This is a genomic window from Hanstruepera flava (genome assembly GCF_023634025.1).
GTDB lineage: Bacteria > Bacteroidota > Bacteroidia > Flavobacteriales > Flavobacteriaceae > Hanstruepera > Hanstruepera flava.
In genome coordinates, this window is the sequence record NZ_JALJCW010000003.1 from 42695 (window position 1) to 67793 (window position 25099).

The window sequence follows — 25099 nt, forward strand, 5'->3', positions numbered from 1 at the left end:
ATACCTGCAAGCAAAATATATTTTGCTTTTGGTAGTGCTCGAGGTGACAGTCCTATCTATTTACCTTTAAAAGTTGGTTTACGTTTATCTACAAAAGCTGCAACGCCTTCTTCGTAATCTTCGGTTTGGGCAGCTTCGATTTGTAATTTTGATTCTAATGCTAATTGCTGTTCTAAACTATTATTTAATGATTGGTTGAAAGCCTCTTTTATTTTCCCTAATGCCAATGATGGCATATTAGCAAGTTTCAAGGCTAGTTTATTTACTTCTTCTTCAAAATTTTCTAATGGTAATACTTTGTAAATCATTCCCATTTTTTCAGCTTCATCTGCAGATACCTTGTCACCTAACATCGCTAGTGCTGATGCTTTTTGAAACCCAATTAATCGTGGTAAAAAGAAGGTTCCTGCGCTATCAGGAATTAATCCAATTAGGCTAAACGCTTGTATAAAACTCACTTTTTCGTGCGCTACCACAATATCACAAGCCAGTGCAATGTTAGCTCCTGCTCCTGCCGCCACACCATTTATTGCTCCAATAATAGGCTTTTTAATATTTCTAATGCGAGTGATAATTGGATTATAATGCTCTTCTAGAATTTTCTTGAATCCTGGGTTTAATTCCGGACTTGTCACTTCTTTTAAGTCTTGACCTGCGCAAAATGCTTTTCCGTTTCCGGTTAACACAATGGCTCTAACATCAATATTTGTTTCACAATCGTCTAAAATAGATTGTAGGCTTAAAGCCATTTCACGATTAAAACTATTGAATACTTCTGGTCTATTGAGCGTTATGTACGCCACTTTATTTTCAATTTTTAAAAGAATTGAATTGTTGCTCATACCTATTTATTCCCATGAAAGCAGGAATCTTTTTAATTAAACTTATAATATCTTGTAGAGACCCTTCGACTACGCTCAGGGTGACAACAAGTTGTCATTTCAAACATTTAAAATAATCGAATGGTTCTTGGCAATCGTCACACTGAAATTGCGCTTTACATGCTGTTGAACCAAACTGACTTACTAATTTCGTATTTGTGGAACCACATTGTGGACATTTCACCAATCGTTTACCATTGAGCAACACATCTTTATCGGCTTCAGCCTCTAAAGGTGCTGCTATACCATATTGTTCTAATGCTTCTCTTCCTTTTGGTGTTATCCAATCGGTTGTCCAAGCTGGATGCAGAATCAATTCAATCTTTGATTCATAACCTGCATTCTTTAAAGCTGCTTTAATATCGTCGCCTATAACATCCATTGCAGGACAGCCACTATATGTTGGTGTAATCTCAACATATACAATACCCTGTTTAATGACAGCAGAACGAACAACTCCCATATCCATAATAGACAATACAGGAATTTCAGGATCTGAAACTTTCTCCAGAATTGGAGTTAAGACTTCGTCTATATGTTGTTCTGTTGTTGTCATCTTATTTTAATGAGATGCTGAAACTAGTTCAGCATGACAAATCATTGATTTTTACCATTCCATATTAGGGTATGCACGCTGCATGTATTGTAATTCCGCTAAAAGATAGCCTAAATGTTCCGTATGGATACCTTGCTTTCCACCCTTTTGAAAATATTTTAAATCTGGAACTTGAAGTGTAGCTTCAGCTAAAACCTCTGCCACTTTATTATAATATTCTTCTTTTAATTTAGTTACATCAACTCCTATGCCTTCAGAAACCATTTCTTTATCCGCTTCTGTTTGATGAAATAACTCGTCTGTATATGTCCATAATTGATCTATTGCCTCTTGCATTCTGGTATGGCTTTCTTCTGTTCCATCACCTAAACGTTTTACCCAATCTGTTGAAAATCTCAAATGGTAACTTACTTCCTTAATAGACTTATTGGCTATTGCTGCCAAAGTTAGATCCTTACTTTTTTGCAGTTCCATTAAAAATAAATGATGATACACATCAAACAGGAACTGGCGTCCAATGACATAAGCAAAGTCTCTATTGGGTTGTTCTACTAATAGTACATTTAAATAATCACGCTCCTTACGTAGCATAGCTATATCGTCTTCAGTCCTATCATCTCCTGCTATTTTTGCTGCGTATTGATAATAGCTACGTACTTGCCCAAATAAATCTAAAGACAAGTTTGTGCATGCAATATCTGTTTCCAAACTCGGTCCATGACCACATAATTCACCCATTCGTTGACCGAGGATGAGGCTGTTGTCTGCAATACCTAAAATATATTTGTATAAATTGTTTTTCATAGTTTCATTTAGTGGAATTCCTGCCTTCATCTCGACAAGCTCAATGTGACATGCAGGAATGACAATTATTACATGTGTTTTATCTCATCTGGTAAATTATAAAATGTTGGATGACGATACACTTTATCTTGTGCAGGCTCAAATAGTTCGCCATTATGTTCCGGATTTGATGCTGTAATATGTTTAGATTCCACAACCCATATACTTACACCTTCGTTACGCCTTGTATAAACATCTCGTGCATTTTCTAGAGCCATTTCAGCATCAGCTGCATGTAGGCTTCCAAAATGACGATGTTCCAATCCGTTTTTACTTCTTACAAACACTTCCCAAAGTGGCCAATTTTTTGTTGACATAGTTTATGTTTTTGATACATCTAGTTTTTGAAACAAAAGCAATATTGTTCTAACAGATGATTTTATTAAGATACTTGTTTCGTTTTTCTCTCTTGTTGTTTTTCAGCATAAGCCATTGCCGCATCGCGAACCCACGCACCACCTTCCCAGGCATTTACTCTTGCAGCCATACGCTCTTTATTGCAAGGACCATGTCCCTTAACTACTTGCCAAAATTCATCCCAGTCTATTTCTCCAAAGTCATAACTTTGGCGTTCTTCATTCCATTTTAAATCTGGGTCAGGAACTGTAAGCCCTATAAGTTCAGCTTGTGGCACGGTTTGATCGATAAACTGCTGGCGTAAATCATCATTTGTTTTTCGCTTCAATTTCCATTTCATTGACTGCGCCGTATGTGGTGAGTCTTCATCTTTAGGTCCAAACATCATAAGTGCTGGCCACCAAAAACGATTCAAGGCATCTTGAGCCATATCGCGTTGTTCTTGAGTACCTTGCGAAAGCTTCAACATAATTTCATAACCTTGTCGTTGGTGAAAACTTTCTTCTTTACAAATTCGTACCATAGCTCTGGCATAAGGTCCATAAGACGTTCCACACAATGCTACTTGATTAATAATTGCTGCACCATCAACCAACCATCCTATAGCTCCCATGTCTGCCCATGTTAATGCTGGATAATTGAATATGGATGAATATTTAGCCTTACCTGTGTGTAACTGCTCAAACATTTCATCTCTTGAAATACCCAAGGTTTCTGCTGCACTGTATAGATACAAACCATGACCGCCTTCATCCTGAACTTTTGCCAGAAGTGCCACTTTACGTCTTAAAGAAGGTGCTCTAGTTATCCAATTCCCCTCTGGAAGCATACCTATAATTTCTGAATGCGCATGTTGTGACATTTGCCTAATATGCGTCTGACGATACTTTTCTGGCATCCAATCTTTGGGTTCAATCTTTTCATCACGTGCAATTCGTGCTTCAAATTGGTTTTCTAAACTTTTAATTTGTTCTTCACTCATAATTTTCGAATTAGTGAATAGTTTTATCAGATTCCTCGACTATGCTCGGAATAACATTATTATTATACATCAAAATCTACAACAACTTTATCTGTTGTAGGTACGGCTTGACAACTCAAGACATAATCTTGAGCAACTTCTTTTTCTTCAAGCGCATAATTAATTTTCATTTCTACTTCACCTTGCTTTACTTGACATTTACAAGTACTACAAACACCTCCTTTACATGCAAAAGGCAAATCGGCTCCAGCGCCAAGAGCTGCATCTAGAATATTATCATACTCTTTGGTCATGGTAAAGAAAAACTCTTTACCTCCATCTATAATAGTTACTTCTGTTCCTTCTAGATTTTGCTGTGCCAATCGTTCTGCACGTTTGATATCTTCTTCAGAAAGTCCAGAGACAAATAATTCAAAATGCACTAGTTCTTTTGGCAAACCTGCTTTTATTAAATAGTCACTTACATAATTGACCATTTGTTCTGGACCACACAAAAACACTTCACTAGTATCAGGGATATCGATAAAGGTTTTGGTGAGTACTTGCATTTTATCGTCATCAAAACGACCATTAAACAAATCGATATCGCGACGTTCTTTGGTCAAGAAATAGTAGATTTCCAATCTCCCGAAATAAGTGTTTCGTAATTGTTCCAGTTCTTCTTTAAAGATAATGGATTTTGCTGTTTTATTTACATAAAACAACTTACAAGTTGCGTTGGGTTCTGTTGCCAAGTGTGTTTTTATCATAGATAAAATTGGCGTAATACCACTACCAGCAGCAAAAAACAGATAATTTTTACGTTTTTCTGTATCGCATTCCACACCAAACGTACCACTTGGCGGCATAACTTCTAATGTGTCGCCTGCTTGCAAACTTTCATTTATAAATGTTGAAAACTTTCCACCTGGTATTAATTTTACCGCAACTTTCCATTTGTTTTCCAAAGGACTAGAGCAAAGCGAATACGAACGCCTTACGTCTTCTCCATTAATATCGGCTTTTAAGGTTAGGTGCTGCCCTTGACGGAACGCGAAATTTGTTTTTAGTTCTTGAGGTATTTTAAATTCAACAACTGAACAATCAGATGTTTCTTTATATATATTTTGAATCTTTAGCTTATAGAATTGAGCCATATTGCGTTATAATATTTAACTAACACTTGTTAGTTTGATTGACAAAATTACGAAATATAATTCAAACTATTTGTTAATTCCATTAATTAAGATGCTGCTTAAATGAGATGTTAGTTCTTCAGAATTTAAATCTTCTTTTTTGGGGATCCACAAATACAAAGACCTTAATGTTGACAGGATTGAAAATAGCATAACCTCTACATCTGAATTTATGATTTCGTTTTTTTGTATTCCTTCTTTTAATATATTTCTAAACTCATTCTCGTAGTTGGAACGCAGTTCCAAATAATAAGGCAGTTGTTCTTCAAGATGCATCCAATCGTTGTTTAAAGATGCCATGCCATAGGTATTCTTGCTTGTAATACTAACATGAAGTGCCACAATTTCATTAAGTTTTTCTATACTCGACTTGTCGGATGATTTAATTACATTAATACCGCTAGTAAACTCTTCAGCAAGGGATATAATAATCTCCTTTAGGATTTCTTGTTTAGAGTTTATGTGATTATACAAACTTGCTGCCTTAATTCCCATGGCCTTTGCAAGATCTCGCATAGTTACGGCACTATAGCCCTTTTCCTTAAAAAGTCTTGCTGCTGTTTTAATTATTTCTTCTTTTCTGGTTTCTTGTTTCATAAGATTGTATGAATATAGTCATAAAAATAAAGGTGTAACTCTTGTTACATTCAATTTCAAAAAAAATAAAGTAATTTGTAAAAAAATAATTATGGGAATATTAGATTTTCTAACTGGAAACAAAACTGACAAAATAAAAGACTTTCAATCGCGAGGTGCCATTATTTTAGATGTAAGAACGGCATCAGAATATAATCAAGGTGCTATTCCTGGTTCTAAAAACATTCCTCTTCAAGTATTGAATGGAAAAATAAAGGATATAAAAAAGCAGAACAAACCTGTTATTACTTGTTGCGCAAGTGGTATGCGTTCTGGAAGTGCCGCTACATTGTTAAAGGCAAACGGTATAGATGCCATAAATGGTGGCGGTTGGTTTAGCTTAAGCAAAAAGCTATAACTTTAAACCGTTAAGCTCATCCATTGAACTGATATTCTTTTCATTGTACTGTAAAGTCCAACCCAACGAATTAGTGAGAATATAAAATTTAGACAATTCGCTAATCAATCTATTTTGAGCATTATTTTTTAAATCTGACGCCTCTAATTTTTTAGTTAGCGATTGTTTTACGAGGTTCTTAATAGTATTATAGTCATCTGCCTCAAAAGGGTTAAAAAAATCTGCTTGAATATCATAATATTCCAAGTCTGGAGAAATTTTAATTTCCTCTTTTGGTATATTTAAGATCGTTAAAGTTTTTGACCCTTCATCAATTTCAAATTCAATTTTACTCAAATCATAAGCCACATAAACATCTGCATTAACCACAACCAAAGCTTGCTTATCTGAAGTAAAATAATCGCCAAAAAGTTCTTTGGAATGCTTGTAATTAAAAACTTCACTAAAATGACCTTCAGTAACAATTAGTTTACCAACATTCTTGATTTGCTCTTGAATTAAGGCTGAACTTTCCTTTAATACTGCTTCGTTTTTTTTCTTGTCTCCGCAATATTTGAATGAAAACAGTATAACTAATGTAATTATTATACCAAATAAAATTTTTCGCATATTACTAAATTACATAAAAAAACAAAGCACTGGCAACTTCGACGATGAAGTCTTACCAATGCTTAAGTTCCTCTTTGATTAATAGCACTACAAATATCGTCCTACATATGAATTTGGGTGTTAATTTGATATTATTTAAATGTTAAATAAGTTTATTTTTTTTGGCTTTTTGAACCGCTTCCAGTTTATTGTGCACTTGAAGTTTTTTGTAGATGTTTTCTATATGTTTTCTTACCGTTCCTGTAGAGAGAATTAAGTTTTCAGCAATTAAATTATAGCTTAAGCCTTTACTCAACTGTTCCAAGACTTCAATCTCACGTTGTGTTAATTTAATATCATCCTTATCTGATTCATTTTCTATATCCAGGGGATTTCTCAATAATTTTAAGGTTTTTAAAGCAATAGATGGATTCATTGCTGCGCCACCATTAAGCGTATCTACAATTCCATCATGTAAATCTTTAGCATTAATTTCTTTAAGTAAATACCCATCTGCTCCAGCCTTTATGGCATTGAAAATATTTTCGTCATTATCAAAAACCGTAAGCATGATAATTTTTATTTGCGGGTATTTTTGTTTAACAATTTCGGTTGCTTCAATGCCATTTAAAACAGGCATTTCTATATCCATTAGAATTAAATCAATTTTTTGATTTGCATCGAGTTTTTCCAACAGATCAGCACCATTAATTGCAGAGAATTTAAATTTTAAGTTTTGAAAAAAAGACAGCTTTTCCTTAACTGTATTTATTAAAAACGAATTATCGTCTACTATTGCTATCTTTATTTTCATGTTGTTTTCTTTTTTAAACAGTGAATTAGATTAAGCATTTGGGATATTGATAACTTTTACTGTTGTTCCTTTACCTAATTCTGATTCAATTTTAAATTTTGCATTAATTTCTTCAGCACGCTTTTTCATATTATTCAACCCGTTTCCATATTCAATAGCATTTAAGTCAAATCCTTTGCCATCATCTTGAATAGAAATTTGGAAACCTTTATTGCCATCAATTTCAAGAAACACCTGTATTGTATTGGCCGAAGCATATTTTAATGCATTATTTAAAGCTTCTTGAATTATTCGATACACATTCATACCTTTAACTGAAGACAATTTTAATGACTTCTGCAATTCAGGATTAGCAGTAAAGTTAAATTTTATCGTTTCAGAAGCAGCACTTGCTTTATCAATAAAATTTGAAATACGGGAATGTAAATCATCAAACGAAATTTCGTTTTTATTCATAGCCCATATGGTATCACGTAATTCATAAATGGTAGCTGTTGTAAACTCACTAATGGCGTTTAATTTTTCACCTAGTTTATCAGGGAGGCTAAACCCGTATTTTAAATTATCCAATGAAGAAATAATAAAAGTTAATTGAGCCCCAATATTATCGTGTAATTCCCTTGAGATTTCCAAGCGTTGCTCCTGAAGTTTATTTTGGGCTTCTATTTTTATTAAAGCCTCTTTTAATTCACTCTCTTTTTTTAGCTGTGAATTCTTAAGTTTTTGCTGATTGTATACCAAATATCCTAAGAGGGCCAAAACAAGAGCCAAAACACAGAGTCCGATAATTTGAGTGTTCTTTTGGCTAATATCGAGCTCTTTTTCTGCCAAATCTGCGCGTTGTGATAGGATTTCTTTTTCTTTACTTTCTGTTTGAAACTGTATTTCAAGCTCCGAAATTTTATTATTGGTTTCAATATTTAATACACTATCTTTTAGCTGATTAAATATCAAATTATATTTTAGAGCGGCTTTATAATCACCCAAAAAATCATTGCTCTTGTACAAATATTCAGCAGCGTACTTTTTTAAAGGAAAATAGTGGTTTTCTAAAGCTAATTTGTAACCCTTTTTATAATAATCTACTGCATTTTCATAGTCTTTTTTTGAAAAATATAAATCCCCATAATATAGATAAGCGTCTGTAATTCCATAAGTATCATGGCGTTTTTTTCTAATTACCAATGAGCTATCAAGATATTTCAAGGCCCTATCATATTTTTTTTGGTTTAAATACACATTTGCCAAATGAGCATATCCAAATGGAATACCGACGCTATCGTTTAATTGTTTTTTTAATTTTAGTGATTTTTCATGGTAATATAAGGCACTATCCCAGTCTTTCTTCATACCTAACATAACACCGTAATTATCATAAACAGGATCAATTGGAATATTACCTTGGTGCTTTTCAAGTGTACGCATACCCTTGCGATAATACATTATTGCCTTTTCATAATCACGTCGTTTTAATTGCCAACCCAATCTGGTATACATATCACCAGATTTACCAAAAAGATGTAACCGTTCGTAAATCCTTATAGCATCTAAATACAACTTAATACTTTCTTTGTTATCAGTAACATATGCTTTAGATGCATAACTATCAGCTAGTAGTAGTGAATCTCCAATATCCAACGAAAAACGAATAGCTTGGTCTGCCAAGGTTTTATAAGTTTTTACATCGCTTTCAATTTTATCAAAGCGAACCGTATTTATAATTTGTATTTGCTTCTTTTTAGAGTAGTGTTCAATAGCTAGAGAAAGGCTATCTAAATATTTAGTATTCTGCGATGACACAGATTTAAAACTTAAAAAAGCGAAAAAAAGCACCAATAACCTCATAAAGTTTCTTTATTCGTTTAAAGCCAATTTTTGTATTTCGAGAATATCTTTAATAATCTTAAAAATATTTCTTTTCAGCATACAATTTAAGTCTTCTACTAATTTAAGCTTTTGCTTGATAGACTTTTGTTTTTGAATTTCATCTTGAAGTGAACTTTGTAAAACTAAACAGATTTCTTGTCCTTTGCTATTTTCAGCAATAGTGGACACAAATGTTTTAAATGCATACACACTTACAACTAGAACCAAAATGAATATACAAATAGAAAAGATCATAATTTAAGTAGCAAGCAAAAAAAAAACACCAACAGCAAATTCCTTTGTTAAGGCATTTACATAATTGATGTTTCTTTATATATTGATTAATAGCATAATAAATTTACAATTAAAAGTACTATCAGAATTAATTATTCGATAAACTGCTTTTAAAAAAGATTAAGCGTAATAACAATTGTCACCACGCTCAATCAGCAACCTCAACAACAAGATTAAATTGTTAAGATTTTATAAAACCCTGTAAACCAAGCGTTGTTATTATTGTACTTGCAATGTTAAGTTAAAAGAACCTTCGGTTATAGACTTTGTGCTATTGTCATTACTGTTTTTTCCTGTAAAAAAGAAAGTTCCTTTAATATTAGAATCGGTTTCTTCAGAAATACTAATTTCACCTGCTACTCCTGAATTTTCATATGGAGCCGACCATGTTTGTGTATTAGCTGGATTGCTAACATTAGGCTCAATGTAAGACGCAATTCTAAATACGTTTGCATCTGTAAATTCGTACGTCCCTACACCATCATAGGCATTGATTGTGAATTGAAATGCCTGCGATTGCGTATTACCTTGAATCACCAATGTAGATTGTCCGCCAGCAGTCACTTTATTTGCAATTGATGTCATCTCAAGTGATGTGAATGAACTACCATCAATTTTAGCAGTAATGGTTCCTGAACCAGCGGTAGTATCTGCAGGATTTCCTCCATCATCATCACTTGAACATGATGAAAAAGAAAAGGCTCCCAAAACCATGGCAAATAACATAATTTGTTTTAAAGTTCTCATTGTTGAAAAAATTTGTTGTTAATAATACCTCAAATCTGCAACAATTTGTAAATGAAATCAATACGATAAATTACGTATTTTTAAAAAGAAATGTGTGGATGTAAATTTTGAACAGCTGTCTTTTTTGCTTCTAACTGTTTTAGAAACTCTTGATGAGCTTCAGAATTAGGATTAAAGGGTCTATGGTTTAATCCTGATTGAATTATTTCTATTTCTTTCATAAGAGTCGCTGCCTCTTTAGAAACCCAAGCCGTTTTAAATTTGTTCCAAATATAGTCAACAGCAAGACTGCTAGGATGAATCATATCTTTACCATAGAAACGATAATCTCGAAGTTCATCCATCATTATTTCATACGAGGGAAAATAATGAAGCTTATGCCTTGGATTAACAACTTGATGTACTGCAGCTATAAGATGGGCCTTACTTTGCGTGTTTTCAACAAACCCGTCCTTTAAATGTCTAACAGGTGATACGGTAAAAATAATATCGGCTTTGGTATTTATACTCCTAATTAAATTAATAATGGCATCAAATGATTCTGAAAGAACATCAACTGACAACAACTCTTTTAAAAACGCTCTCTGTAATCTTTTATGGCAGTTAGCAACTATCGTATCGCTTTCTATATGCCTGTAGACCCAAGCTGTACCTAATGTGATAACAATATGCGAAGCCTCCTTAAGCTGGTTTATGGTTAACTCAATCTGCTCATTCAATGCTTTTAAAAGCTCATCATTAGAACTCGTACTTAATTTGGAATGTGCATCAAAGCAGTGCCATTGTTCATTATGATAGAAAATATCGCTTTCAGAATATACTTTCCCGTTAATAGCATTTAAAACAAGTTTCTCAATAGCTAGAGGATGAAACAAAATCCCAAAAGGGTTACGGAAAGCCTGATATTTATAATAGTCTAACTTTTCGCCTATGTTTTCAACAAAACAAGAGCCCAGTAAAACAACTTTTGATTTATAGCCAATAGGATTGTACTCTTCTGCTTGTAAAGATATTTTTGTCTGAAGATTCATAACACACCTACTTTTACAAAAGGTACAGGTTTATTGAATATAGGTTTTCACTTGTTGTAAAGCTTGCTCTATACCACTTGGATTTTTACCTCCTGCTGTCGCAAAAAATGGTTGACCTCCACCGCCACCTTGGATAAACTTACCTAACTCTCTCACGATTTGTCCTGCATTCAAATCTCTTTCAGCAACCAATGTTTTAGAAATGTAACACGACAATATCGCTTTACCTTCATTTTCTGCACCAAACAATAAAAACAGATTATCAAACTGACCACCTAACTCAAAACAAACATCTTTAATTCCAGCAGCATCTAAATCTAATTTTTTAGCTAAAAACTGTATTCCATTTACTTCGGTCAATTCGTTTTTAAGCTCACCCTTGATGTTTTTGGCCTTGTCCTTTAAAAGGTTTTCTATTTGCTTTTTTAAATCTGCGTTTTCTTCTTGCAAAGATTTTAAAGCTTTTACTGGTTCTTTGGCATTATTAAGTAGGCCTTTTATTTCAAGAAACGCATTGTTGTTTTCTGTAAAATAACTTTCAACAGCTTTATTGGTAATAGCTTCAATTCTTCTAATTCCAGCAGCAATAGCACTTTCTGAAACAATTTTAAAATGCCAAATATCAGCGGTATTAGCAACATGGGTTCCACCACATAACTCTATGGATTGTCCAAAACGAATAGTACGAACCGTATCGCCATACTTTTCGCCAAACAAAGCCATAGCTCCTTCTTCAATAGCTTGTTCCATAGGCACATTTCTACCTTCTTCAAGCGGTAGTTTTCCAGAAATTCTGGCATTTACAAAGTCTTCAACATCTTGTAGTTCTTCTTCTGTCAACTTGGAAAAATGTGAGAAATCAAATCGCAAGTATCGAGGTCCAACCAAGGATCCTTTTTGTTCAACATGCGTACCTAAAACAGACCGTAAAGCTTGATGCAACAAGTGTGTTGCTGTATGGTTACAAGCTGTTAATTGCCTAAGTTCTTCACTAACAACAGCTTTAAATGACTCGTTTAAATGATTTGGTAAACTTTTGGTAAGATGAATAATAACATTATTCTCTTTTTTTGTGTCTAAAACATAAATAACATCACCATGAACATCTTCTAGGAAACCCCTATCACCTACTTGCCCACCGCCTTCTGGGTAAAAAGGTGTTAAATTAAATACCAACTGATATAATTCGCCATCCTTTTTTGAAACCACTTTTCTGTATCGTGAAATTTTAACTTGTGCCTCTAACCTATCATAACCCACAAACTCCTCTTCGGCATCTTCATTTAAAATCGTCCAATCGTCTGTTGACATCTCGCTAGCTGCTCGCGATCTGTTTTTTTGTTTTTGAAGTTCTTCTTCAAAAGCTTTTTCATCAAGTTGCAAGTCTTTTTCAGCCAAAATTAAGGCTGTTAAATCTACTGGAAAGCCATAAGTATCATATAATTCAAAAACTTTCTCTCCTGAAATCATGTCAGATTGTCTCTCATCAACAATTCTATTTAATAACACCAACCCTTGATCCAATGTTCTCAAAAAAGACGTTTCCTCCTCTTTAATAACATTTTCAATAAGAATTTTTTGACTGTTCAATTCAGGAAAGGCATCGCCCATTTTATTGCTTAAAACGTCAACGAGCCTATAAATAAAAGGTTCTTTTTTATCTAAAAACGTAAAACCGTATCGTACTGCCCTACGTAAAATTCTACGGATTACGTAGCCAGCACCTGTATTACTTGGTAATTGACCATCTGCTATTGAAAATGCAACGGCACGAACGTGATCTGAAATAACACGTATAGCCACATCTGTTTTTTCACTTTTGCCGTAGGTTTTATCTGTAATGGTTTCTATCTCACGAATTATGGGTGTGAACACATCGGTATCGTAGTTGGACTGAACGCCTTGCAATACCATGCACAAGCGCTCAAAACCCATTCCAGTATCTATATGTTTGTTTGGTAAACTTTCAAGTGATCCATTAGCCTTTCGGTTATACTGCATAAACACCAAATTCCATATTTCAACTACTTGTGGGTGATCCATGTTCACTAATTCTTTTCCAGGAACTTTAGCTTTCTCTTCTTCAGAACGAATATCAGCATGAATCTCACTACAAGGCCCACAAGGCCCTTGATCGCCCATTTCCCAAAAGTTATCTTTTTTATTACCCATTAAAATGCGGTCTTCGGGAACAAATTCCTTCCACAGTTCGTAAGCCTCATTATCCATGGGCAACTTATCATCATCATTACTGCCTTCAAAAACAGTTACATATAATATGTTCTCATTAATGCCATAAACCTTGGTCAGTAATTCCCAAGCCCAGGCAATGGCTTCTTTTTTAAAATAATCGCCAAAACTCCAATTCCCCAACATTTCAAACAAGGTGTGGTGATACGTATCATAACCCACTTCCTCTAAATCATTATGCTTTCCTGAAACCCGTAGACATTTTTGGGAATCGGCAATACGGTTATTTTTAGGTTGAGAGTTTCCTAGAAAGTACTCCTTAAATGGTGCCATTCCTGAATTCACAAACATAAGCGTAGGATCATCCTTCAAAACCATTGGAGCAGACGGCACAATGCTATGCTTTTTTTCTTTAAAAAAGTTTAAAAATTCAGAGCGTATATCTTGAGATTTCATGTATATGTATTAATCACTTTATGTTAAAACCACTTTAATTACAAAACAATTTCTATCTTTACTCTCCACTTTGTTTTTTTAAGTTTATATGATATTAAAAACGTTTTATCATTAAACTAGCCGACAATATTAATGTGGTAACGACAGTTAAATTTTATTAATTAAGTATTTAAGGTAAATTATAACTGCAAAAATAGCATAATTTAAGAAATGAGTAAGGTAAAATATTATTACGATTCCGAAACGTTATCCTACCGGAAAATTGAACGAAAAAAGAGGCGTACTTTTACATATATATCAATTTTTATTTTGGCTTCTGCACTTTTTGGCTTTCTGTTTGTTTTTATTGCCAGTCAGTATATTGAATCGCCTAGAGAGAAGGCTTTAAAAAGAGAATTGGCAAATATGCAATTGCAATTTGAATTGCTAAATAAAAAAATGAATGAAGCGGAAACGGTTCTTGAAAATATAGCTCAACGCGATAATACGCTTTACCGTATGTACTTTGAGACCAACCCTATTCCTGATGAACAGAGGAAAGCTGGTTTTGGAGGTGTAAACCGTTATAAAAGTTTGGAAGGATTTGACAACTCCAAATTAATCATTGAGAGTCACAAAAAAATAGATATCCTTCAAAAACAGATTGTAGTACAATCAAAATCTCTAGACGAAATCGCTAAATTGGCTGAAGAAAAGGAAAAGTTATTAGCGGCTATCCCAGCCATTCAACCGGTTAGAAATGAAGATTTAACACGTATGGCTTCGGGTTATGGCTACCGTTCTGATCCGTTTACCAAAGTACGAAAGATGCATTGGGGAATGGATTTCACTGCTCCAAGAGGTACACCTATATACGCTTCAGGCGATGGCATTGTTACAAGAGCCGACAGTAACTCTTCAGGATACGGAAGACACATTAGAATTGATCACGGCTATGGTTATGTGAGTTTGTATGCCCACCTCTACAAATATAATGTCAGAAAAAATCAGCGTGTCAAACGTGGCGATTTAATTGGGTTTGTAGGAAACTCTGGCCGCTCTGAAGCCCCTCATTTACACTATGAAATTTTTAAGGATGGTAACCGTATTAACCCTATTAACTTCTATTACGGTAATTTATCTGCTGAAGAATTTAACGATCTACTTGAAAAAGCTTCAATTGAAAACCAATCTTTAGACTAATGCATATTGAATTACCAGAGAAACGATATTACGGCATTGGCGAAGTCGCTAAAGCATTTCATGTTAACACATCACTCATTCGGTTTTGGGAAAAGGAATTTGATGTCTTAAAACCCAAAAAAAATGCAAAGGGCAATCGTAAATTCACGCCCGATGACATTAAAAACCTAAAGCTAATTTATCACTTAGTAAAGGAGCGTGGTTTTACACTAGAAGGTGCAAAAATTCATTTAAAAGAGGAAAAACAAAAGACTTTAAATAATTTTGAGATTATTACCAAACTAGAAGACGTTAAGGCGCAACTTATTAAAATTAAAGAACAGTTGTAACAAAAATCTATTTTGTTCAACATATCTATAACGCAATAGTTAAAAACACTAACACATTTAAAATTAGAAATTATGAAAAAATGGTTAATTCCTGTTATTGTAATTGCAGTAATAGTTTTTGGATTATATTCATGGGCAGTTGGCTTTAACAACACTGCCGTAGAATATGAAGCAGATGCCAAAACAGCTTGGGCAGATGTTGAAAGCTCATACCAACGTAGAAACGATTTAATTGGAAATTTAGTTAAAACTGTACAAGGTGCTGCCGATTTTGAACGAACTACTTTACGAGAAGTTATTGAGGCGCGAGCAAAAGCCACCTCAACAACCATTGATGCTGGAAATTTAACCGCAGAAAACATGGCTCAATTTCAACAAGCACAAACCGGATTAAGTGGAGCACTTTCCAAACTATTGGTTTCGGTTGAACGTTATCCAGAATTAAAAGCCAATCAGAACTTTTTGGAGCTTCAGGCTCAATTAGAAGGTATAGAAAATCGTATTAACGTAGCTAGGGATCGTTATAATGAAAAAGTAAATATTTACGATAAGCATACTACTAAATTCCCAGGCAAACTATTAGCTGGACTGTTTGGTTTTGAAGAAATGCCTAGATACAAATCAGATCCTGGAAGTGAGAATGCTCCTGATGTAGATTTTGACTTTGATTAATTACTATGTCTAAAATTGAAGATTTCCTAACGGCTGAAGCCGAACAAGAAATAGTTGGCGCTATTCGCGAAGCCGAAAAAAACACCTCTGGTGAAATACGCGTACATATTGAAGACTCTACGAAACTAGATGTTTTTGAGCGTGCAAAAGCCGTTTTTCATATGTTAAAAATGGATAATACCAAAGAACAAAATGGTGTGCTTATTTATGTAGCTGTTTCAGATAGAACATTTGTTATTTATGGTGACGAGGGCATTAATAATGTTGTAGAAAGTGATTTTTGGGACACAACTCGCGATGCCATACTAGCGGAATTTAAAAAAGGTGATTTTAAACAAGGCTTAATTAATGGTATCCTAAAAGCTGGAAAAGCTTTAGAAGTCCACTTTCCTTGGCAACATGGTGATATTAACGAATTACCAAACAATATTTCTAAAGGGTAATGCAGTATTTAAAAAAAATAGCACTTAACATTATAGTCTTGGCATGCTTATTTACAATGCAAAGCCTATATGCTCAATATGAAATTCCTCCAATTCCTGAAAAGCAAACTAGCGTTTATGACTATATTAATTTATTATCCCCAAATGATAAAATAAGTTTAGAAGAAAAACTGGTTAGATATTCAGACACAACCTCGACCCAAATTGTTATTGCTATAATAGCGTCTACCAATGGTGAAAATATTAATTATTTAGGTGCACAATGGGGAGAAAAATGGGGTATTGGACAAGCCGAAGAAGATAACGGTGTTTTAATTCTGTTAGCCAAAGAGGATCGCAAAATTACTATCCAAGTAGGATATGGCATGGAGCATTTATTGACAGATGCCATGTCTAAACGTATTATCGAACGTGATATAATCCCTTATTTTAAGCGTAATGATTATGCTGGCGGTTTAAACCGAGGCGCAGATGCCATTTTTGAGGTTATGACTGGCGAATACAAAGGCACTAGGCAGAATAACAATTCAGGTGGTTTTCCAATTGGTTTCTTTTTTCTCTTGTTTATTATTTTTATAATCATCTTGATTGCTATTTCCAAAAACCGAAGAGGTGGTGGCAATAGTGGGTCAGGAGGAAACAAAAGGCAAGGCATGAGTATCCTTGATGCCATTATTTTAAGCAATATGGGACGTGGCAGTTATGGAGGAAGTTCTGGAGGCGGACTCTTTGGTGGAGGCAGTAGCTCTGGAGGTGGTTTTGGCGGTGGCTTTGGAGGTGGCTTCGGTGGAGGCAGCTTTGGAGGCGGAGGAGCTTCTGGTGGTTGGTAATTGTTTAGTTAAACCAAAACGGACCATTATCTTCTACTTCACCCTTTTTTCCTAGACTGTTAAATTTCCAACTAAAGCTTAACATAAAATACTGTTCCAAAACGGTACTTTGCGAATCCTGAATATAGTTTTGTGTTGCTGTTCGTCTAGCATTGGTATTCTGATTTAGTAAATCGTAAACCTTTAGTGTTACAGTACCTTGATCTTTTAAAACAGAATATGCTAATGTACTGTTCCAAAACCAAGCACTTTTTTGAAAACCTTCACCTATGTTGGGATTATAATTAAAATTTATATCATTTCGCCATTCAAATTTTTTTGGTAAAAACAATGCCGTAGAGATATTTAAATCATGGAACGAAAAGGTTTGATCTTCAAAAGTATCTATATCATACGTGTTTTTTGTAAACGTAATGCGGTATCTAGGTGTTATTTCTAAAATGTCTTTCCAAGTTAACGTAACACTAGCAGTTGGTGTTATTGAGCGTACATCACTTGCATATTGTACATCGTTATTGAAGTTTATATTTCTATTTAAATTACCATAAGCACCAACACTATAACGTACTTTTCGTAAACTATCTAATTTCACTTCTTTACTGTAACTCAAATTTCCGTTAATTCTATAATTACCATCAACGTTAGCAAAGGTTGTTGTTCTTACAAAATTCTCATCTACAATAGATTTAGAAACTACTTGATCTTGAATAAAACTAGCACTAAAGTAGCTGTAAAATCCTGTTCGCTTTTGCCAATCGTAAGCGTTATACCCTAAACTAATTCTATGATTATTTGAAGGTGATAAATTAGGATTACCAACAACTGTATTCAAAGGGTCTGACACATCAGCAAACGGCTGTAATTGCGTGAGTTGTGGTGGCGTATTACTTAATCTGTAATTAGTCCAAACTGATGCTTTTTGACTAAACTGAAATCTAAAAAAACTATTTAATTCCACAGCATCAAAACGCCTTTTTATGGATAATTCAGGACGAAGCATATCTTCGTTTTCTAATGTTCTAAAAATATAATCCATACCCATACGTGCAGACCATTTTTCACCACGATAACTCAAACTAATACCAGGAACCATCTGTTCATTTAAATAGTTAAAATTTGTACTTTGTTGTAAGTTAAAATCTTCATATTCTCCAGACGAAGGGTTTCTATCAAAAGTGCTTTTTACATCTGTATTTTGATCTCTTAAATAGTCATAATCAAAATTTACAAAGAATTTTTTGGCTACTATTGGCATACGATAACGTACACTAGAACTAATATTGTTTACTTCTGCCTCTCCATCTGTATATTGATCTCTAATGGTTTGATCAATTAAAACAAAATCTGGATTAGTTGGGTCGTTAACATCCTCACCATAAACATTGGTTAGAGAAGTTAAATAATCATCAGAATGTCTTTTAGTAATATCTGTAGTAAGATTTACACGAATAAAAGCACCTTTATCTCCAAAGCGTTTTGTAGCGTTTATTCTGTTTCTAAAATTATTGGCGTGACCTTCAACTAACGATGACGTTTCAGATTCATTGGTAAGAACTCTATCTTCATTAAAAGATTCCTCTCCTCTATTAAAAGTTGTTCTATTTTCAGAATATCGAAATGATGGATCTATATTTATAAGAAACGTTGAATCTATCTCTACATCAAATCCCATATTTGCACTATGCGTATCATTATCACTTAAGGAGTTAGAAACGGAATTTGTGAAAAATCGCGAATCGGGCAATATGTTCTCTCGCTGGGTTGCTGTTCTATTTTCAGAACTACTAGCTGAATAAAAATAATCGGCAGAAACATCTGTTTTTTCACCTATAACATCAGCATAATTTACACCTGCATTATGCGATTTTGTTATACCCTGTCCACCTCCAAACGATCGACCATCTATTGTAAATGACCCGTTACTTGACATCGATATGCTATTTCCACCACCAAACATTTTTCGAATTTCTCCAAAGCTAAATCCTGGTGAATTAATGTTATTACCACCAGCTAAAACACTTATACGTCTATCGTTATCAAAATAATTCAACATTCCTGCAAACTCCCACCGATCATCTGTACCGCCTCCAGCTGCCACACGACCAAAAACACCTTTATTATTCTCTTCTTTTATGGTAAGGTTTATCGTTTTATTTTCACCATCAACTACTTCTCCTGTAAATGCTTGTGATTTCGTTTTTGTATCTACAACCTGTATTTTTTCAATAATTTCTTTAGTCAAGTTCTTTGTTGTAATTGATGGGTCGTCTCCAAAAAATGGTTTTCCATTTACTAATATTTTGTTGACTTCTTTACCATTTACTTTTATAGTTCCATCGTCTTCTACTTCAACTCCAGGTAATTGTTTTAATAAATCTTCAACTGTAGCATCCTTTTTTGTTTTAAAGGATTTTACATTAAATTCTAAAGTGTCTTTTTTAATGGTAATTGGTGCGGCAGTTTTAATAACTACTTCATCTAACGAATTAGAAACTTCCAGCTCAATATTTCCCAAGTTAATAATAGGTTTGTTTAAATCTATTTTCCTAAAATAGGTTTTATAGCCTACATATGAAATGTATAAATTAACCGATGCGTCAGAAGTCTTATTCTCTAATCTAAACTTACCATCTTTATCTGTAATGGTGTAAGTAATTACTGTGCTATCCTTTATTCGCTCTAAATGAACAGTAGCAGATTCTAAAGGATTTTTTTCATCTGTAGAACTAATAGTTCCAGATATTTCGAATTCTTTTGATTGTGCAAAACTTAATGAAAAACAAAAAAAAGTTAGTATCAGAAATGAATATTTCATGAAATTGATTGATGATGGTTGGATTATTACTTTTCAGAAAACGAAAGTAATACGATAATCGTATGAATTTTCTTAAAAAAAAGATAAAGTTATGTTATTTTTTCCTCATGTAAACACTTACAGGAACACCATGAAAATTAAAATGTTCGCGTAATTTATTCTCTAAAAATCGTTTATAAGGATCTCTAACATACTGTGGCAAATTACAAAAGAAAGCGAACTGCGGTTGGGGTGTTGGCAGCTGCATGATGTACTTAATTTTCACAAACTTCCCTTTATAAGCTGGTGGCGGGTAGCTTTCTATAATTGGTAGCAATACCTCATTAAGCTTACTGGTTTTTATTTTTTTAGAACGGTTTTTATAAACCTCAACGGCTGTTTCAATAGCCTTAAAAATTCGTTGTTTATTCAATACTGAAATAAAAACTATTGGCACATCGGTAAACGGTTCAATTTGAGATTTAATATACTTCTCAAATTCTTTTATGGTTTTATTATCCTTTTCAACCAAATCCCATTTGTTGACCAAAATTACTATGCCTTTTCGGTTGCGTTCGGCCAACCAGAATATATTTTGCACTTGTCCATCAAAACCTCTAGTAGCATCTAACACCAATAAACAAACATCACAATGTTCTATAGCACGAACGCTTCGCATAACGGAATAGAATTCTAAATCTTCTTTTACTTTAGACTTTTTTCTAATCCCTGCCGTATCTACTAAATTAAATTCGAAACCAAAACGGTTGTATTTAGTATCAATAGCATCTCGGGTTGTTCCAGCAATATCAGTTACTATATAACGGTCTTCACCAATTAAGGCGTTAATAAATGACGATTTTCCAGCATTTGGTCTTCCAACAACTGCAAAACGCGGTAGGTCTTCCTCTACTACTTCTTCTTTTTCTGGTAAAGCCTCTACCAAAGCATCTAATAGGTCGCCTGTTCCACTACCATTAATACTTGCGATAGTATAATAATCTCCCAACCCTAGTGAATAAAACTCAACTGCGTCTTCAGCACGTTTGGCATTATCTACCTTGTTTACTGCCAAAAAAACAGGTTTCGTTACTTTTCGCAACAACCTGGCCACATCTTCGTCCATACCTGTTACACCTGTTTCTACATCTACCATAAAAATTATGGCATCGGCTTCGTCAATAGCAATTTCAACTTGTTTATCAATTTCAGCTTCAAAAACATCATCGCTTCCAATTACGTAGCCACCAGTATCAATTAAAGAAAACTCTCTACCATTCCAATCGCTCTTACCATAATGGCGATCTCTGGTTACACCACTCACGGCATCAACTATGGCTTCACGTCGTTGAATTAAACGGTTGAAGAACGTTGATTTCCCAACATTAGGTCTTCCTACTATGGCTACAATATTGCTCATTACTTATAAAATTTGGTGCAAATATAATGATAAGCTTATGATTTCGTTATATTTTAGTGCTAACAAAAAAGTTAACCGTTATACATTTTCATTAATTTAATGTCCATTAACAAACAAGATATTGTATTACGCCCGCGATTTAAAAAACTGCTGAATAAAAAAAACACTTATTATTTGGAACAGTTCAAAATCGCTAAAACCAGTCAAAAGGATTTTATAGTTTCAATAATTGATGATCATGTATTTCTTAAACTACCTAAAGACAAACAGCAATTTTGGTCTCCGCAATTACATTTGGAAATAAATGAAGATGGTGAAAAGACGGCTGTCTTACATGGTGTATTTGGTCCTAACCCAACAGTTTGGACCATGTTTATGTTTTTTCATTTTATTGTCGCCGGATTATTTATAGCTTTTGCTATTTGGGCTTACTCAAACTGGACTTTAGACAATTCTTACACCATTCAGCTAGGTGTTATGTTTTTATTGGTGATCTTATGGTTTGTACTGTATTTTGCTGGACGAATTGGTAAAGATTCCAGTAAAGAGGAGATGCATGATTTGTATAATTTTATGAATGAAATTATTGAGAAAACTAATTATTGATTGTAACCAAAACGTTTCAGCTGCTGTTGGTTGCTACGCCAATTTTTGTTAACCTTTACATATAACTCTAAATGCACCTGTTTACCAAAAAACTTTTCTAAATCTTTTCTGGCTTCCATGCCTACTCGTTTTAATGCTGAACCCTTATGACCAATAATAATCCCTTTCTGGGTTTCTCGCTCGACCATAATGACCGATCGCATTCTAATAATGTTTTCTTCTTCTAAAAATTCTTCAGTATCTATCTCTACAGCATAGGGTATTTCCTTTTTGTAATGCAGTAAAATTTTCTCTCTTATAGTTTCGTTTACAAAAAACCGTTCCGGTTTGTCTGTCAATTGATCTTTAGGGTAAAATGGTGGCGATTCTGGTAAGAGTTCTATAATGCGATTAAACACTTCTTGAACTTGAAATCCCTCTAAAGCTGAAACTGGAAAAATTTCTGCGTTTGGCACTTTTTCTGACCATAAAGCAACATATTCTTCCAATTGTTCTTGGTTTGACTTGTCTATCTTGTTTAAGAGTAATAGAACGGGGGTTTTAGAATGGGTTATTTTATTAAAAAATGCTTCATCCTTTAATTCCTTTTCACCTATTTCTACCATATAAATCAGCACGTCTGCATCATCAAAAGCCGATTTCACAAAATCCATCATAGATTCCTGTAACTCATAAGCTGGTTTTATAATGCCTGGCGTATCGGACAAAATCATTTGAAAATCTTCTCCGTTTACAATACCTAGAATCCTATGACGTGTTGTTTGGGCTTTTGATGTAATGATGGACAATTTCTCTCCAACAAAAGCATTCATCAAGGTTGATTTGCCAACATTTGGATTTCCTATAATATTTACAAAACCTGCTTTATGCATTGAATTCTTTTTTTTTGCAAAGATAAGTTTTATAATACTAAACCAACAATTCTATTTAATGTAAGGCTGATATAAAAGGTTTAATATCTTTTTTAACTGTAAATTTTTTTGACGGTTTTTTTTAATAATTTAGTCCGATAATGCTGAATCTCTAAAAACGTATTCATTTGACACAGAAAATTCGTCTATTAATTTTATGTCCTGTATTAATTTTGACTTCAATTTCTATTTTTAGTCAGAACCAATCCACAGAAATAGACAGTACTCAAACAGAAGCCTCCATGCCTTTTAGAAAAGGTAGATGGTTAACTGGTTTAAGTGGTTCCATAGGGTCTGGATCTACAGTGAACAAAGCAACTGATATTAAGAGCATTAGCAACAATTATAACATTACAATTAGTTCTGGCAAGTTTTTAATAGACAGATTGAATATCGGTTTAAATGCGTCTTTAGAACGCAATAATATTGAAGAGGAAGGCGTTGAAGAAATAACTTCTGAACTGTTTTTTTTAGGCCCCAAAGCCTCCTATTACTTATCTAAAAACAAAATTGGCTCTGTATTCTTTAGCCTCTCTCCTGGTTACACACGTTACAGGGACAAGCTAGGTAATTTAATAAATAATGAATACATAGAAAGCGAGAGTACGGGAAGTGGATTTGGTTTGCTGGCTATTTTTGGGTTTTCTTATGTTATTTTGGATCGCGTTACATTCGATCTGGGTTTAAACTTTAATAATTATTGGCTAGATGTACAGCAAAAACAGTCTAATTCAGAAATTACTGATAATATTACATTTGACTTAAGCAATATTTCATTCTCATTTGGATTCAAAATATTGATAGACAGTAATCCGCTATGATAAAGAAATTACTATACATATTTGTTTTATCGCTTTGTTTTAGCCTTAAAGGATATGGACAAAACAAAGATGATGTTATTAAGTCTGACACTTTAATTAAGGCCAAAAAGTTTCAATTTGTAGCTATTCCCATTATTTTTTATACCCCTGAAACCAATTTTGGTTTTGGTGGTGGAGGCCAATTGTTTCTTTTAAAACAAAAGAACATTTATAATGACCGTGTTTCAAATATTTTTTTCGATGTCGTATTAACTTCCAACAAACAGATAATAGTTGATGTAATCCCGCAAATATATTTTGGAAAAGGCGATTACTTTTTAGATATGAATTTTAAATGGAAAATTTTTCCCAATTCATTTTGGGGAATTGGGAATAATACACCAAATAGCAATTTAGAATCTTATGATATGACCTCAACGATTCTAAAAGTTAGTTTTTTAAAGCGTTTGCCACCTGCTTTAAATTTTGGATTTGAATACATATATGAAAACTACGATGTCACCGAAGTTGAACCAGATGGTCTATTAAGTTCGGATAATATTGTTGGTAGTGATGGTGCAGTTATTAGTGGATTTGGTGTAATTTTCAATTTAGATTCCAGAGACAACATAGGGTCAGCGCTTTCAGGACACCTCGTTAAAATTAATGCCCAGTTTTCTAGTGAATTGTTTGGAGCCACGCAAACTTACAATAAGTTTATTGCTGACTTGAGAACTTACCGATCTGTTGGAGAAAAGAGCATTGTAGCCCTTCAAGTTTACTATGAAGGCAACTATGGCAACCCTCCATTTCAAGGATTGGCCTGGTATGGTGGTGGCAATAGAGCACGTGGGTATTATCAGGGCCGGTATATTGACAAAAGCCTATATCTAGTTCAAGCTGAATATCGCTATCGCTTTAAACCACGATGGGCTTTAGCCGGATTTGGTTTATTTGGCAAGGTTGCGAATGAGCAAAGAGAGCTATTTAACTTTGACCATCTAAAACCTAGTGCTGGAGGAGGAATTAGATTTAAACTATTAAAAAATCAAGACACTTGGGTTAGATTGGATGCTGGTGTTGGAGTAGATGGTAGTCATGGTGTATATTTTGGTATAAATGAGGCTTTTTAAAAAGTGGCTGTCTTATTGTATTCTTTATCAGCAATGAATTTTCACGAATTCTTTTAATAACTATCTATAAACTTAATTAAGGGTAATAAAAAAGGCTTGAATGCTATTCAAGCCTTTTGTGGAGACTAATCCAAAGTTTATTCCTTTTTTTATCAATCAAAGTTTAGTGGAATAACGCATTTCAAAGATATTAATAAGACCTACC

General features: G+C 33.9%; 26 protein-coding genes. 9 read left to right on the forward strand and 17 right to left on the reverse strand.

The genetic code is table 11. The features are described from left to right. Positions 1-56: 56 nt before the first annotated feature. From MTX13_RS10280 to MTX13_RS10310, 7 genes are all read right to left on the reverse strand, one after another. The gene (locus tag MTX13_RS10280; RefSeq protein ID WP_250434631.1) at positions 57-842 is read right to left on the reverse strand and encodes an enoyl-CoA hydratase-related protein; all 786 of its coding nucleotides are present in this window, start codon (positions 840-842) and stop codon (positions 57-59) included. 94 nt (positions 843-936) lie between these two features. Continuing rightward, positions 937-1437 (reverse strand): 1,2-phenylacetyl-CoA epoxidase subunit PaaD, encoded by a 501-nt coding sequence (gene paaD / locus MTX13_RS10285; RefSeq protein WP_250434633.1) that lies wholly within the window; start codon positions 1435-1437, stop codon positions 937-939. A 51-nt stretch (positions 1438-1488) separates the two neighbouring features. Next, the gene (gene paaC / locus MTX13_RS10290; RefSeq protein ID WP_250434635.1) at positions 1489-2241 is read right to left on the reverse strand and encodes a 1,2-phenylacetyl-CoA epoxidase subunit PaaC; all 753 of its coding nucleotides are present in this window, start codon (positions 2239-2241) and stop codon (positions 1489-1491) included. A 68-nt stretch (positions 2242-2309) separates the two neighbouring features. Next, on the reverse strand, positions 2310-2597 hold the full coding sequence (gene paaB / locus MTX13_RS10295; protein ID WP_223033682.1) for a 1,2-phenylacetyl-CoA epoxidase subunit PaaB: 288 nt from the start codon (positions 2595-2597) through the stop codon (positions 2310-2312). Between the two features lie 65 nt (positions 2598-2662). Beyond that, positions 2663-3619 carry a 1,2-phenylacetyl-CoA epoxidase subunit PaaA gene (paaA, locus tag MTX13_RS10300; protein WP_250434638.1) on the reverse strand — a complete coding sequence of 319 codons (957 nt, stop codon included), beginning with the start codon at positions 3617-3619 and terminating at the stop codon, positions 2663-2665. A 62-nt stretch (positions 3620-3681) separates the two neighbouring features. Further along, positions 3682-4755, reverse strand: coding sequence for a 2Fe-2S iron-sulfur cluster-binding protein (locus tag MTX13_RS10305; protein ID WP_250434640.1), 1074 nt, complete (start codon positions 4753-4755; stop codon positions 3682-3684). Positions 4756-4821: 66 nt separating this feature from the next. Beyond that, entirely contained in the window at positions 4822-5391 is a 570-nt protein-coding gene (locus tag MTX13_RS10310; RefSeq protein ID WP_250434641.1) for a TetR/AcrR family transcriptional regulator, read from the reverse strand. Positions 5392-5482: 91 nt separating this feature from the next. On the opposite strand from MTX13_RS10310, the gene MTX13_RS10315 reads away from it, so the two are divergent. After that, entirely contained in the window at positions 5483-5788 is a 306-nt protein-coding gene (locus MTX13_RS10315) for a rhodanese-like domain-containing protein (protein WP_250434642.1), read from the forward strand. On the opposite strand, the gene MTX13_RS10320 is transcribed toward MTX13_RS10315, so the two are convergent. The 7 genes from MTX13_RS10320 to alaS all read right to left on the reverse strand — a co-directional run bounded on the left by MTX13_RS10320 (position 5783) and on the right by alaS (position 13774). Further along, entirely contained in the window at positions 5783-6397 is a 615-nt protein-coding gene (locus MTX13_RS10320) for a DUF4230 domain-containing protein (RefSeq protein ID WP_250434646.1), read from the reverse strand. The genes MTX13_RS10315 and MTX13_RS10320 overlap by 6 nt on opposite strands. A gap of 142 nt (positions 6398-6539) precedes the next feature. Continuing rightward, complete coding sequence (locus MTX13_RS10325) at positions 6540-7190, reverse strand: response regulator (protein WP_250434647.1); 651 nt, start codon at positions 7188-7190, stop codon at positions 6540-6542. A gap of 30 nt (positions 7191-7220) precedes the next feature. After that, a complete protein-coding gene (locus MTX13_RS10330; RefSeq protein WP_250434648.1) occupies positions 7221-8990 on the reverse strand; it encodes a tetratricopeptide repeat-containing sensor histidine kinase in 1770 nt (589 codons plus the stop codon). Positions 8991-9044: 54 nt separating this feature from the next. Beyond that, a complete protein-coding gene (locus tag MTX13_RS10335; protein WP_250434649.1) occupies positions 9045-9311 on the reverse strand; it encodes a hypothetical protein in 267 nt (88 codons plus the stop codon). A 258-nt stretch (positions 9312-9569) separates the two neighbouring features. After that, positions 9570-10097 carry a DUF6252 family protein gene (locus tag MTX13_RS10340; RefSeq protein ID WP_250434651.1) on the reverse strand — a complete coding sequence of 176 codons (528 nt, stop codon included), beginning with the start codon at positions 10095-10097 and terminating at the stop codon, positions 9570-9572. Between the two features lie 80 nt (positions 10098-10177). Continuing rightward, positions 10178-11128, reverse strand: coding sequence for a GSCFA domain-containing protein (locus MTX13_RS10345; protein ID WP_250434655.1), 951 nt, complete (start codon positions 11126-11128; stop codon positions 10178-10180). 30 nt (positions 11129-11158) lie between these two features. Then, on the reverse strand, positions 11159-13774 hold the full coding sequence (gene alaS / locus MTX13_RS10350) for an alanine--tRNA ligase (RefSeq protein WP_250434656.1): 2616 nt from the start codon (positions 13772-13774) through the stop codon (positions 11159-11161). A gap of 210 nt (positions 13775-13984) precedes the next feature. Between alaS and MTX13_RS10355 the strand changes: the two genes are divergently transcribed. From MTX13_RS10355 to MTX13_RS10375, 5 genes are all read left to right on the forward strand, one after another. Further along, a complete protein-coding gene (locus tag MTX13_RS10355; protein WP_250434658.1) occupies positions 13985-14956 on the forward strand; it encodes a M23 family metallopeptidase in 972 nt (323 codons plus the stop codon). Continuing rightward, positions 14956-15285: a MerR family transcriptional regulator gene (locus MTX13_RS10360; protein ID WP_223033670.1), complete on the forward strand. Its 330-nt coding sequence runs from the start codon at positions 14956-14958 to the stop codon at positions 15283-15285. Before MTX13_RS10355 ends, MTX13_RS10360 begins: the two co-directional genes overlap by 1 nt. Before the next feature lie 72 nt (positions 15286-15357). Then, positions 15358-15957: a LemA family protein gene (locus MTX13_RS10365; RefSeq protein WP_250434660.1), complete on the forward strand. Its 600-nt coding sequence runs from the start codon at positions 15358-15360 to the stop codon at positions 15955-15957. Between the two features lie 5 nt (positions 15958-15962). Then, positions 15963-16400: a TPM domain-containing protein gene (locus MTX13_RS10370; protein WP_250434668.1), complete on the forward strand. Its 438-nt coding sequence runs from the start codon at positions 15963-15965 to the stop codon at positions 16398-16400. After that, a complete protein-coding gene (locus tag MTX13_RS10375) occupies positions 16400-17230 on the forward strand; it encodes a TPM domain-containing protein (RefSeq protein WP_250434669.1) in 831 nt (276 codons plus the stop codon). Before MTX13_RS10370 ends, MTX13_RS10375 begins: the two co-directional genes overlap by 1 nt. Before the next feature lie 4 nt (positions 17231-17234). Here MTX13_RS10375 and MTX13_RS10380 read toward each other — a convergent pair whose 3' ends face one another. Together MTX13_RS10380 and der are read right to left on the reverse strand one after the other, a co-directional pair. After that, on the reverse strand, positions 17235-20045 hold the full coding sequence (locus MTX13_RS10380; protein ID WP_250434671.1) for a TonB-dependent receptor: 2811 nt from the start codon (positions 20043-20045) through the stop codon (positions 17235-17237). Positions 20046-20139: 94 nt separating this feature from the next. Continuing rightward, positions 20140-21444, reverse strand: a complete 1305-nt coding sequence (gene der / locus MTX13_RS10385) for a ribosome biogenesis GTPase Der (protein ID WP_250434672.1) — start codon at positions 21442-21444, stop codon at positions 20140-20142. Between the two features lie 174 nt (positions 21445-21618). Here der and MTX13_RS10390 point away from each other — a divergent pair, with 174 nt between their 5' ends. Continuing rightward, complete coding sequence (locus tag MTX13_RS10390) at positions 21619-22050, forward strand: GTP-binding protein (RefSeq protein WP_317238878.1); 432 nt, start codon at positions 21619-21621, stop codon at positions 22048-22050. Here MTX13_RS10390 and era read toward each other — a convergent pair. Further along, positions 22044-22922: a GTPase Era gene (gene era, locus MTX13_RS10395; RefSeq protein ID WP_250434676.1), complete on the reverse strand. Its 879-nt coding sequence runs from the start codon at positions 22920-22922 to the stop codon at positions 22044-22046. The genes MTX13_RS10390 and era overlap by 7 nt on opposite strands. A 212-nt stretch (positions 22923-23134) precedes the next feature. Here era and MTX13_RS10400 point away from each other — a divergent pair, with 212 nt between their 5' ends. Next, positions 23135-23782 (forward strand): hypothetical protein, encoded by a 648-nt coding sequence (locus MTX13_RS10400; protein WP_250434678.1) that lies wholly within the window; start codon positions 23135-23137, stop codon positions 23780-23782. Continuing rightward, on the forward strand, positions 23779-24894 hold the full coding sequence (locus tag MTX13_RS10405) for a BamA/TamA family outer membrane protein (RefSeq protein ID WP_250434680.1): 1116 nt from the start codon (positions 23779-23781) through the stop codon (positions 24892-24894). The genes MTX13_RS10400 and MTX13_RS10405 overlap by 4 nt, the downstream gene beginning before the upstream one ends. Positions 24895-25099: the final 205 nt, after the last annotated feature.

Coding starts and splice junctions, on each gene's coding strand:
- MTX13_RS10405 (WP_250434680.1), top strand. CDS start 23,779: ATGATAAAGAAATTACTATACATATTTGTTTTATCGCTTTGTTTTAGC.
- MTX13_RS10360 (WP_223033670.1), top strand. CDS start 14,956: ATGCATATTGAATTACCAGAGAAACGATATTACGGCATTGGCGAAGTC.
- MTX13_RS10325 (WP_250434647.1), bottom strand. CDS start 7,190: ATGAAAATAAAGATAGCAATAGTAGACGATAATTCGTTTTTAATAAAT.
- MTX13_RS10305 (WP_250434640.1), bottom strand. CDS start 4,755: ATGGCTCAATTCTATAAGCTAAAGATTCAAAATATATATAAAGAAACA.
- alaS (WP_250434656.1), bottom strand. CDS start 13,774: ATGAAATCTCAAGATATACGCTCTGAATTTTTAAACTTTTTTAAAGAA.
- MTX13_RS10340 (WP_250434651.1), bottom strand. CDS start 10,097: ATGAGAACTTTAAAACAAATTATGTTATTTGCCATGGTTTTGGGAGCC.
- der (WP_250434672.1), bottom strand. CDS start 21,444: ATGAGCAATATTGTAGCCATAGTAGGAAGACCTAATGTTGGGAAATCA.
- MTX13_RS10335 (WP_250434649.1), bottom strand. CDS start 9,311: ATGATCTTTTCTATTTGTATATTCATTTTGGTTCTAGTTGTAAGTGTG.
- MTX13_RS10355 (WP_250434658.1), top strand. CDS start 13,985: ATGAGTAAGGTAAAATATTATTACGATTCCGAAACGTTATCCTACCGG.
- MTX13_RS10365 (WP_250434660.1), top strand. CDS start 15,358: ATGAAAAAATGGTTAATTCCTGTTATTGTAATTGCAGTAATAGTTTTT.
- paaB (WP_223033682.1), bottom strand. CDS start 2,597: ATGTCAACAAAAAATTGGCCACTTTGGGAAGTGTTTGTAAGAAGTAAA.
- MTX13_RS10345 (WP_250434655.1), bottom strand. CDS start 11,128: ATGAATCTTCAGACAAAAATATCTTTACAAGCAGAAGAGTACAATCCT.
- paaA (WP_250434638.1), bottom strand. CDS start 3,619: ATGAGTGAAGAACAAATTAAAAGTTTAGAAAACCAATTTGAAGCACGA.
- era (WP_250434676.1), bottom strand. CDS start 22,922: ATGCATAAAGCAGGTTTTGTAAATATTATAGGAAATCCAAATGTTGGC.
- MTX13_RS10310 (WP_250434641.1), bottom strand. CDS start 5,391: ATGAAACAAGAAACCAGAAAAGAAGAAATAATTAAAACAGCAGCAAGA.
- MTX13_RS10380 (WP_250434671.1), bottom strand. CDS start 20,045: ATGAAATATTCATTTCTGATACTAACTTTTTTTTGTTTTTCATTAAGT.
- paaD (WP_250434633.1), bottom strand. CDS start 1,437: ATGACAACAACAGAACAACATATAGACGAAGTCTTAACTCCAATTCTG.
- MTX13_RS10320 (WP_250434646.1), bottom strand. CDS start 6,397: ATGCGAAAAATTTTATTTGGTATAATAATTACATTAGTTATACTGTTT.
- MTX13_RS10375 (WP_250434669.1), top strand. CDS start 16,400: ATGCAGTATTTAAAAAAAATAGCACTTAACATTATAGTCTTGGCATGC.
- MTX13_RS10280 (WP_250434631.1), bottom strand. CDS start 842: ATGAGCAACAATTCAATTCTTTTAAAAATTGAAAATAAAGTGGCGTAC.
- MTX13_RS10370 (WP_250434668.1), top strand. CDS start 15,963: ATGTCTAAAATTGAAGATTTCCTAACGGCTGAAGCCGAACAAGAAATA.
- paaC (WP_250434635.1), bottom strand. CDS start 2,241: ATGAAAAACAATTTATACAAATATATTTTAGGTATTGCAGACAACAGC.
- MTX13_RS10315 (WP_250434642.1), top strand. CDS start 5,483: ATGGGAATATTAGATTTTCTAACTGGAAACAAAACTGACAAAATAAAA.